Source organism: Mesorhizobium sp. M7A.F.Ca.CA.004.12.1.1 (genome assembly GCF_003997835.1).
In the GTDB taxonomy this organism is placed as follows: domain Bacteria; phylum Pseudomonadota; class Alphaproteobacteria; order Rhizobiales; family Rhizobiaceae; genus Mesorhizobium.
Map to the genome: position 1 here is coordinate 1 of NZ_RZRK01000182.1, position 9,222 is coordinate 9,222.

The window sequence follows — 9,222 nt, forward strand, 5'->3', positions numbered from 1 at the left end:
GGTGCTGACCGGCAAGGATCTTGCCCATCTCGGCGATCTGAAATCCGGCGTCATGCAGGAACAGCCGGACGGCACCAAGGCTCCGACGCGCGACATCCCGATCCTGTGCGGCGACCGCGTCAACTATGTCGGCGATGCCATTGCCTTCGTCGTCGCCGACAGCCGAGCCTTGGCGCAGGATGCCGCCGAACTGATCGATGTCGACTATGACGGCGAAGATGCGGCCTCCGGGACGGCAACGGCATTGGCCGAAGGCACGCCGCTGGTCTGGCCGGAGCTTGGTTCCAACCGCGCCTTCAGCTACCACATGGGCGACAAGAAAAAGAGCGAAGCGGCTTTCGCCAAGGCCGCCCATGTCACCCGCATCGAGTTCGTCAACAACCGGCTGGTGTGCAACTACATGGAGCCGCGCTCCGCGATCGGCGAATGGAACGTCGAGGAGAAGCGCTTCGTGCTGACCACCGGGTCGCAAGGCGTGCACTCCATGCAGTATATCCTGGCCAGCGTGTTCAAGATCAAGAAGGACCAGCTGCGCGTCATCACGCCTGATGTCGGCGGTGGTTTCGGGCCGAAGAGCTTCGTCTACCGCGAATATCCGCTGGTGCTGGAAGCGGCAAAGCGGCTTGGCCGCCCGGTGAAATGGGCCGGTGACCGCACGGAGCACTTCCTGACCGACGCGCAAGGCCGCGACAATTTCGTCACGGCCGAGATGGCGCTCGACAAGGACGGCCGCTTTCTCGGCATGAAGGTGGACCTGCTCGCCAACATCGGCGCCTATATCTCGCAATACGGCCCGTTCATCCCCTATATCGGCGTCACCATGTCGACCGGTGTCTACGATATCCAGGCGCTCGATGTCTCGGTCACCGGCCTTTACACCAACACCTGCCCGGTCGATGCCTATCGCGGTGCCGGCCGGCCGGAAGCGGCGTTCCTGTTGGAAAAGCTGGTCGATGCCTGCGCCCACGATCTCCGCCTGCCTGTCGAGGAGATCCGCCGCCGCAACTTCATCCGGCCGGAGCAATTTCCCTACCGGACGCAAACCGGCCGCCTCTACGACACCGGTGAATTCGAAGGCCATATGGAGCGCGCTATTGAGCAATCCGAATGGAAAGCGTTTCCCGAGCGGCTGGCGCAATCGAAGGCCGGCGGAAAAATCCGCGGCCTCGGCATGGCGACCTATATCGAGGCCTGTGCCTTTCCGGGCTCCGAACCGGCCTTCGTCGAACTCAACGGCGATGGCACGGTGACGCTGAAGATCGGCACCCAGACCAACGGGCAGGGGCATGCCACCGCCTATGCGCAGTTCCTGTCGGAAAAGCTCAATCTCGACATCGACAAGATCCATGTCCGCCAGGGCGATACCGATGAATTGAAAGCCGGCGGCGGCACCGGCGGCTCGCGCTCCATACCGCTGGGGGGTGTATCGGCTTCCCGCGCGGGCGAGGATCTGGCCAACAAGATCAAGCGCATCGCCGCCGACGAGCTTGAAGCCTCGGCCGGCGACATTGAGCTGTCTGATGGTGTTGCCCGCATCGTCGGCACCGATCGCTCGATCGATTTTTCCGCCATCGCCAAGGCCGCCAAGACGCCGGATGATCTCAAGGGCTTTGGCGAGTTCGTGCAGGACGAATGCACCTATCCCAACGGCACTCATATCTGCGAGGTCGAGATCGATCCCGACACCGGCGCGACCGAGATCGTCCGCTACACCATCGTCGACGATTTCGGCGTCACCGTGAACCCGATCCTGCTCGCCGGCCAGGTGCATGGCGGCGTCGTGCAAGGCATCGGCCAGGCACTGACCGAGGACACCATCTATGGCGAGGACGGACAGCTTTTGACGGCGAGCTTCATGGATTACGCCATGCCGCGCGCCGACAATTTCCCGTTCTTCCATTTCGAGACCCGCAACGTGCCTTCGACCACCAATGCACTCGGCATCAAGGGCGCGGGCGAGGCCGGCACCATCGGCTCGACCCCGGCGGCGCTCAATGCGGTGACCGACGCGCTCTGGCGCGCTTATGGCGTCAAGCACATCGACATGCCGGCAACGCCGGCGCGTATCTGGGCGACCATCCGAGAAGCGTCGGGAGCGTGACAGCAGGCCCCGGCAGCCCCCCGGCCACAGCCAGCGGTGATGCCGGCGGGCACGACACGCTAACCGGCATCATGTTCAAGATCGTGTCGGTGGCGGTCTTCGTCGGCATGCAGACCTGCATCAAAGCCGCAGGCACGGTTCCGGCCGGCCAGATTGTCTTCTTCCGCTCTTTCTTCGCTATTTTCCCGATCATCGCCTTCCTGGCCTTCAGGAAAGAACTCGGCACTGCCTTCACCACCAAGCGTCCGTTCAACCACATCGCCCGCGGCCTGGTCGGCGTCTGCGCCATGGGGCTCGGCTTTTTTGCGTTGACCCGGCTGCCGCTGCCAGAAGCGATCACGCTGAACTACGCGCAGCCGCTGCTGGTGGTGGTGTTCAGCTCCATCTTCCTCGGCGAGGCCATCCGTGTCTATCGCTGGAGTGCGGTCGCGGTCGGCCTGGTCGGCGTGCTGATCATCTCCTGGCCGGAACTGACGCTGCTGAGTTCCGACGAGGCGCTCGACGATCAGGAAGTGCTTGGCGTCATCGCCGCTCTTGTCGCCGCGGCGATCTCGGCCGTCGCCATGCTCTTGGTGCGCAATCTCGTTCAAAGCGAGCGCACAGCGACCATCGTGCTGTGGTTTTCGGTGACGGCGAGCGTCATGTCGCTGCTGTCGCTGCCATTCGGCTGGCAGGCGCTGACGCCGCTCCAGGCGGCTCTTCTTGTTGCCGCCGGCTTCTGCGGCGGTCTCGGCCAGATCCTGATGACGGCGGCCTATCGCCATGCCGAGGCCTCGGTGGTGGCGCCGTTCGAATATACGTCGATGATCCTCGGCGTCGTCGTCGGTTATCTCGTCTTCGGCGACGTCGCCACGCTCCATATGCTCGTCGGCGGCCTGATCGTCGTCGCCGCCGGCATCTTCATCATCTGGCGCGAACGCCAGCTTGGCCTGGAGCGGACCCGCACGCGCAAGGCATCTTTGCCTGAAGGGTGATTACGACAGCTCGGCTCGCTCCTTCGCCAACCGAACCAGCACCGTCCTCGTCTGCTCATCGGCTGGAAAAAACGATTCGATCGCCAGTTCCGACAGGGTCACGTCGAGCGGCGTGCCGAAGACGGTGATGGTGCTGATGAACGACAGCACCTGGTCGCCGTGCGCAAGCCTGAGCGGGTGCACGATGGGGTTCGGCTCTACCGACACCGGCCGACTGCCTTTCAAGCCGGACGGATAAGTCCTCAGCTCACGCTCGAGTTCGATCAGCACCGCGTCGCCGCTCGCGTCATTCTGGTGTTTCAGGCGCTCGAGCAGATGCGTCCGCCATTCCTGGAGATTGACGATGCGTGGCGCGATGCCGCCGGGATGAAGGCTGAGGCGAAGGACGTTGACCGGCGGCGTCAGCAGCGAAGCCTCGCTGACATCGGCAAGGAAGGGGGCAATGGCGGCATTGGCCGAAACCAGGTTCCAGTGGCGGTCGACAGCGAGTGCCGGGAAAGGCTCGTGGCCTTTGAGGACGATCTCGACCGCCGCCATCGCCGGCGCCATCGTGGTGTCGGTCAATGAGCGCTCGCCGAAGCTCGGCGCAAAGCCGGCGGCGAGGAGCAACTGGTTGCGCTGCCTCAGCGGTATCGACAATTGCTCGGCCAGATGCAGCACCATGTCGCGTGAGGGCGCGGCGCGGCCGCTTTCGACGAAGCTCAGATGCCGCTGCGAGATTTCGGCCTCCATGGCGAGGTCGAGTTGAGACATGCGGCGGCGGGTGCGCCACTCGCGAATGAGGCTGCCGGCGGAGGTTTGGGCTGTTGTCATGAGGGCATGGTTAGACTGGGAGAGGGGGGCATTTCAATTACGTCTGAGGTCATAGTTCTTGCCGGCGTTCGCCTATCCACATTGGAGATTGGCGAAAGCGGAGATGACAGCCAATCTCCCCCCTCGTGGAGGAGATTGGCCAATCACCAAAGTGCACGCAGTTTCGCCTTGACTTCGAGAAAATCCCGCCACGCCAGCTTCTTGTGCGACGGGGTTCGCAGGAGATAGGCCGGATGCAGCGTCGGCATGGCCGGGATGGCGATGCCGGACGCCGTCGTGTGGGCGCGCCAGTTGCCGCGCAGCCGCAATATGCCTTCCGAGGTGTTGAGCAAGGTCTTGGCTGACGGGCCGCCAAGGTTGATCAGCACCTTCGGATTGACCAGTTCGATCTGCCGCTCGATGAACGGCCGGCAGATCTCGGTTTCGTGCGGCGTCGGCGTGCGATTGCCCGGCGGCCGCCAGGGAATGACATTGGCGATATAGACTGAAGTACGGTCGAGCCCGATCGCCGCCAGCATGCGGTCGAGCAGCCGACCCGATCGGCCGACGAAGGGCAGGCCCTCGATGTCCTCGTCGCGGCCGGGTGCCTCGCCGACCAGCATCACGGCGGCGTCCGGGTTGCCGTCGGCGAACACCAGGCTCTTGGCGGTGGCCTTGAGATTGCAGCCCTCGAATGCCGCCATGTGCTGGCGAAGCTCGTCCAGCGTCGTTGCTGTCGTCGCCAATTGGCGAGCCAGTGCCGCCTGCGCTTCGTCGGGAACGGTGGCCGACGTTGGGCGCGCAACCGGCGGCGCACTTGATCTGTCACTTGGTTCGGGGCGAGACATATTCGTCGAACGCTGCGGTGCGGCGATATCGCCCGAAGACGCCGCCGCGCGCTCCATGGGCTTTGGCGCAACCTCGGCGAATCGGTTCACGGGCTGGTCTTCAAGCGCCTCGTCGACGCCCACGCTGGCGTAAAAGGCCAGCAAGTCGGCGATGTCAGGTATGTTGTTTGGGGAAGCGGCAGTCATGCCGGCACATTCATCCGCGCGAGCACGATTTGCAAGTTTGTGATTGGCGAAAGCGGTGATGACAGCCAATCTCCCTCCTTGAGGGGGAGATGGCCGGCAGGCCAGAGGGGGTCGTCGCGCGTAGAGCGTCAACCTCCTCTGTCGGCGAAGGGGAGTCGCGTCCGGTCGTGCCGCCCCTCGAGGGGGGAGAGCGCGCCCCGCATCCGCGCCTCATCCCGTCGGTATGCGTGGATCCTGCACGAGGTAAAACGTCCATCGCGGTGTGTAATCAGTCATCAGGAATTCGAACCTGGCGGTTTTCAGCGGGTCGACCTTGCCATTCCTGAACAGCAGCCGGTCATAGGGTTCGAAATCGCGATCGAAATCGGCGAAATTGCTCGACAAGATATTGTCCGGCGTCTTGTTGCGCTGGTCGAAGGAAAGCCCGTCGCCGAACACGCTCGGCCGATTCAGGATCTCCTGCAATTCGAACTGGAATTCGACCCAGGCCTGGCCGCTGTTGTTGAGCACCTCGATGCGCATATACATCATGCCGTTGGCGAATTCGTCGGCCTTGCCGAATGCCTGGATCGGTTTTGTCGTGCGGATCGTCAGCGTCACCGGCGTTGACGAATTCAGCTCTTCGGTGATGACGAACGGATCGTCCTTCGTTCCGATGCCCGAGGCGCCGGTGATGTGGAAGCCGCCAAGCTCGTCGGAGAAGGAGTAGGCGCCAGCCGCCCAGACCTTCACTTCGTCGGCGGCAGCGTGATGCGGCGCCAGCATCAGAAGGGCCAAAAGGAGCGCCCGGCGGATCCGGCCGGGCGGGAAAAGAAAGCGCGTCGATGAAAAGCCGGCTGGCCCAGGAATGCGCATGGCGTGAAGTATGGCCGATAAGCAAGCCGTCGAACAATTAAAAACGCGCGCCTCGCAGGCAATGCCGGGCGAAAAGCAGTCTTCCAGCCTCGCAATGCGCGACTTTTTGGCCAAAACGGCATTGTCACGTATGCGCCGGTTTCCTGTCGTCAATTGATGCGCTATGCAGCGCGGGAGCCAGCAAGATACCCGAATGGGATAAGCCAGTGCGGAGGGGTTGATGAGCGACATCGAACGCGAAAGCATGGAATTCGACGTGGTTATCGTCGGCGCCGGCCCTGCCGGCCTCGCCGCAGCCATCCGCCTCAAGCAGGTCAATCCCGAGCTTTCGGTCGTCGTCCTGGAGAAGGGCGGTGAGGTCGGCGCCCATATCCTCTCCGGCGCCGTTGTCGATCCGATCGGCATCGACCGGCTCTTGCCGGGCTGGCGCGATGAGGACGGCCATCCCTTCAAGACGCCGGTCACATCAGACCATTTCCTCGTCCTTGGTCCTGCCGGCTCGTTTCGCCTGCCCAACATGCTGATGCCGCCGCTGATGAACAATCACGGCAACTACATCGTCTCGCTCGGCAATGTCTGCCGCTGGCTGGCGACCAAGGCCGAAGCGCTCGGCGTCGAGATCTATCCGGGCTTTGCCGCCGCCGGCCTGCTCTACAATGAGCAAGGCGCCGTCACCGGTGTCGTCACCGGCGACATGGGCGTCGAGAAGGACGGAACGCACGGTCCGGGTTTCGCACCCGGCATGGCGCTGATGGGCAAATATGTGCTGATCGGGGAGGGCGCTCGCGGCTCGCTCGCCAAGCAGTTGATCGCCAGATACAAGCTTTCCGATGGCCGCGAACCGGGCAAATACGGCATCGGCCTGAAGGAACTCTGGCAGGTCAAGCCGGAGAACCACCGTCCGGGCCTGGTCCAGCATTCCTTCGGCTGGCCGCTTGACTTGAAGACCGGCGGCGGCTCGTTCCTCTACCATCTCGAGGACAATCAGGTGGCGGTCGGCTTCGTCCTCCACCTCAATTACAAGAACCCCTGGCTGTCGCCCTTCGAGGAATTCCAGCGCTTCAAGACCCATCCGGCGATCAGCGGGACTTTCGACGGCGCCAAGCGCCTCGGCTATGGCGCGCGCGCCATCACCGAGGGCGGCTGGCAGTCAGTGCCGAAACTCTCCTTCCCCGGTGGTGCGCTAATGGGATGTGCGGCGGGCTTCGTCAACGTGCCGCGCATCAAGGGCTCGCACAATGCCGTGCTGTCCGGCATGCTGGCGGCCGAGCATGTCGCAGAGGCGATCGGTGCCGGGCGCGCCAACGACGAACTCGCTTCCTACGAGGAAGCCTGGCGCGCGACCGACATCGGCAAGGATTTGAAGAAGGTGCGCAACGTCAAGCCGCTGTGGTCGCGCTTCGGCACGATCGTCGGTGTCGGCCTCGGCGGCCTCGACATGTGGCTGAACACGCTGTTCGGTGTCTCGCCCTTCGGCACGCTGAAGCATGGCAAGGCCGACTATGCGACGCTCGAGCCTGCCGCCCGGCACAAGAAGATCGCCTATCCGAAGCCCGATGGCGTGCTGACCTTCGACAGGCTGTCCTCGGTGTTCCTGTCCAACACCAATCACGAGGAAAACGAGCCGGTCCACCTGCTTGTCGGCGACATGGAACTGCAGAAGCGGTCCGAGCACGATGTCTTTGCGGGCCCCTCGACGCGTTACTGTCCGGCCGGGGTTTACGAGTGGGTCGACAAGGACGGCAATGCCGCCGCCGATCCCACGGCCAAGGATGTGCGCTTCGTCATCAACGCGCAGAACTGCGTCCACTGCAAGACATGCGACATCAAGGACCCGAACCAGAACATCAACTGGGTGCCGCCGCAAGGCGGAGAAGGCCCGGTCTACCAGGGCATGTAGGCTCGCGCCGGCCACAGCGTGCAAAGCCCCGACGACGGCTCGGGTCTCCCGTGGCAAGTGAAACATTAGGACTGTTGAAACTGCCGCGCGCTTATGGTTCCATTCCTTGACGATAAGGAGATGGCCAATGCGCCTGGCGGTTCTGGCATGCCTTGTGGCGATCGCTGCGCTGTTCGGTTTGGCTTCGGCGGCCTCGGCCGGCACCAGGGTGGTGGTCAAGACGCGGACCTACGACATCACCGGGAACACGGGGCTGGCGCTGATGCAGGCTATGGACCGCAAGGGGCCGAAGCACGGCTTCATGACGCACGCCATCGCGTTGACCGGCTACGCAGTGGATTGGGACCTTGACACCAGCCAGGACAATGGCGTTTGCCGCTTGCGGCGCGCCAACGGCACGCTCAATCTCTTTTATACGTTTCCGCGTGTCGCCTCGGCCACCACGCCGACGCTCCGGAAGCGATGGACGCGGTTCTTCGCCGGCGTCCGCGCCCATGAGGAAACCCATGGCCGCATCGCCAGGGAGATGATGCGGGCCACGGAAAGATCGATCTCCGGCCTCAGGATTGCCGACGACCGGTTCTGCTACAAAACACGTCGCGAGGCACAGCGACGTATCAAGGCCACCAATGCCGCATATGAGGCCAAGCAGCTCGCTTTCGATGCGCGCGAGCATCGCGATGGCGGCCATGTCCAGCATCTCGTCATCGCTTTGGTCAGGCCCTGATCCTTCAGCCTGGCGTCTTGCCGGTCTGGCTTATGGCCGCGGTCGCGGTTTCATGTTCGTCGAGCGGCTTTTGCTGGTTCAGCCTGAGTGAGAACTCCACCATGACCGGAAGGTGATCCGAGCCGGTGTCTTCCAGCCGTGTCGCGGAATGGATGGTCACGCCGCCCTTGCTGAAAACCTGGTCGATCGGCAGGCCGGCGAAGCGCCGCAGGAAGTCCGGCAGCTTGATGTGGATCCAGGTCGGGCCGGCGGACGGCATCACGGTCAGCCCGCCAAGCGCCGCGACCCGCCGCACGGCGGCACTCCATGGCGCGGCATTGCAGTCGCCCGCCATGATGGCCGTCTCGCCGAGCGCGGAAAGCGGCTCCGTCAACTCGCCGATCTGCCAGTACTGCTCGCGTGGCCACGGCCAACTGAGGTGGATCGCCGCGACATCGACGTCGATCCCGCCGAAGTCGACGGTCGCTGTCGCCATGGCGCCGCGCCTTTCGCAACGCGCCTCGGTGCCCGCGGCAAAGGGCCTCCGCGAGAGCAACGCGACGCCGAATATGCCGTTGGGATAGGGACAGAGGATCCGGTATGGATAGGCGCTGCTGATATAGCCAAGCTCGGTCGCCCACATCGCCGATACCTCGTCGAGGGTGATCACGTCGGGATTGGTCCGGCCGATCAGCGACAGCACCTTCTTCGGCGTCGGATTGTCGTAGCGCAGGTTCATCTGCAGCAGCTTGTAGATTGCGCGGTCTTCGTTCTTGGCTTCATAGGCGGCCTCAACCGGCCACAGGCGGGAGAAGGACAGCGACCCGGAAGTGGTGGCGAAGGCCGCCACGGCAAAAAGC

At 63.6% G+C, this 9,222-nt stretch carries 9 protein-coding genes; 5 read left to right on the forward strand and 4 right to left on the reverse strand.

Annotated features, from left to right (window positions below):
• Both EN984_RS12140 and EN984_RS12145 read left to right on the forward strand, forming a co-directional pair.
• Positions 1–2,101 (forward strand): xanthine dehydrogenase family protein molybdopterin-binding subunit (locus tag EN984_RS12140; RefSeq protein WP_164765448.1); only part of this gene is annotated, 2,101 nt, incomplete at its 5' end.
• Positions 2,098–3,075: a DMT family transporter gene (locus EN984_RS12145; RefSeq protein WP_127270975.1), complete on the forward strand. Its 978-nt coding sequence runs from the start codon at positions 2,098–2,100 to the stop codon at positions 3,073–3,075. The genes EN984_RS12140 and EN984_RS12145, both read left to right, overlap by 4 nt.
• Here the strand turns inward: EN984_RS12145 and EN984_RS12150 are convergent, their stop codons facing one another.
• The 3 genes from EN984_RS12150 to EN984_RS12160 all read right to left on the reverse strand — a co-directional run bounded on the left by EN984_RS12150 (position 3,076) and on the right by EN984_RS12160 (position 5,756).
• Positions 3,076–3,888, reverse strand: coding sequence for a helix-turn-helix transcriptional regulator (locus EN984_RS12150; RefSeq protein WP_127270977.1), 813 nt, complete (start codon positions 3,886–3,888; stop codon positions 3,076–3,078).
• Between the two features lie 143 nt (positions 3,889–4,031).
• Entirely contained in the window at positions 4,032–4,901 is an 870-nt protein-coding gene (locus EN984_RS12155; RefSeq protein WP_127383759.1) for a uracil-DNA glycosylase, read from the reverse strand.
• 210 nt (positions 4,902–5,111) lie between these two features.
• Entirely contained in the window at positions 5,112–5,756 is a 645-nt protein-coding gene (locus EN984_RS12160; RefSeq protein ID WP_127269925.1) for a hypothetical protein, read from the reverse strand.
• Positions 5,757–5,766: 10 nt separating this feature from the next.
• Between EN984_RS12160 and EN984_RS37650 the strand changes: the two genes are divergently transcribed.
• From EN984_RS37650 to EN984_RS12170, 3 genes are all read left to right on the forward strand, one after another.
• A complete protein-coding gene (locus EN984_RS37650; RefSeq protein ID WP_155930595.1) occupies positions 5,767–5,913 on the forward strand; it encodes a hypothetical protein in 147 nt (48 codons plus the stop codon).
• Positions 5,914–5,976: 63 nt separating this feature from the next.
• Entirely contained in the window at positions 5,977–7,656 is a 1,680-nt protein-coding gene (locus tag EN984_RS12165) for an electron transfer flavoprotein-ubiquinone oxidoreductase (protein ID WP_127269927.1), read from the forward strand.
• A 127-nt stretch (positions 7,657–7,783) separates the two neighbouring features.
• Entirely contained in the window at positions 7,784–8,383 is a 600-nt protein-coding gene (locus EN984_RS12170) for a DUF922 domain-containing protein (protein WP_127269929.1), read from the forward strand.
• A 4-nt stretch (positions 8,384–8,387) separates the two neighbouring features.
• Here EN984_RS12170 and EN984_RS12175 read toward each other — a convergent pair.
• A partial coding sequence (locus EN984_RS12175) for an endonuclease/exonuclease/phosphatase family protein (protein ID WP_127383760.1) occupies positions 8,388–9,222 on the reverse strand: 835 nt, incomplete at its 5' end.

Bases quoted from the DNA above. Each gene is read 5' to 3' on its own strand.
- EN984_RS12150 (WP_127270977.1), bottom strand. From the start codon at position 3,888: ATGACAACAGCCCAAACCTCCGCCGGCAGCCTCATTCGCGAGTGGCGC.
- EN984_RS12155 (WP_127383759.1), bottom strand. From the start codon at position 4,901: ATGACTGCCGCTTCCCCAAACAACATACCTGACATCGCCGACTTGCTG.
- EN984_RS12160 (WP_127269925.1), bottom strand. From the start codon at position 5,756: ATGCGCATTCCTGGGCCAGCCGGCTTTTCATCGACGCGCTTTCTTTTC.
- EN984_RS37650 (WP_155930595.1), top strand. From the start codon at position 5,767: ATGGCCGATAAGCAAGCCGTCGAACAATTAAAAACGCGCGCCTCGCAG.
- EN984_RS12165 (WP_127269927.1), top strand. From the start codon at position 5,977: ATGAGCGACATCGAACGCGAAAGCATGGAATTCGACGTGGTTATCGTC.
- EN984_RS12170 (WP_127269929.1), top strand. From the start codon at position 7,784: ATGCGCCTGGCGGTTCTGGCATGCCTTGTGGCGATCGCTGCGCTGTTC.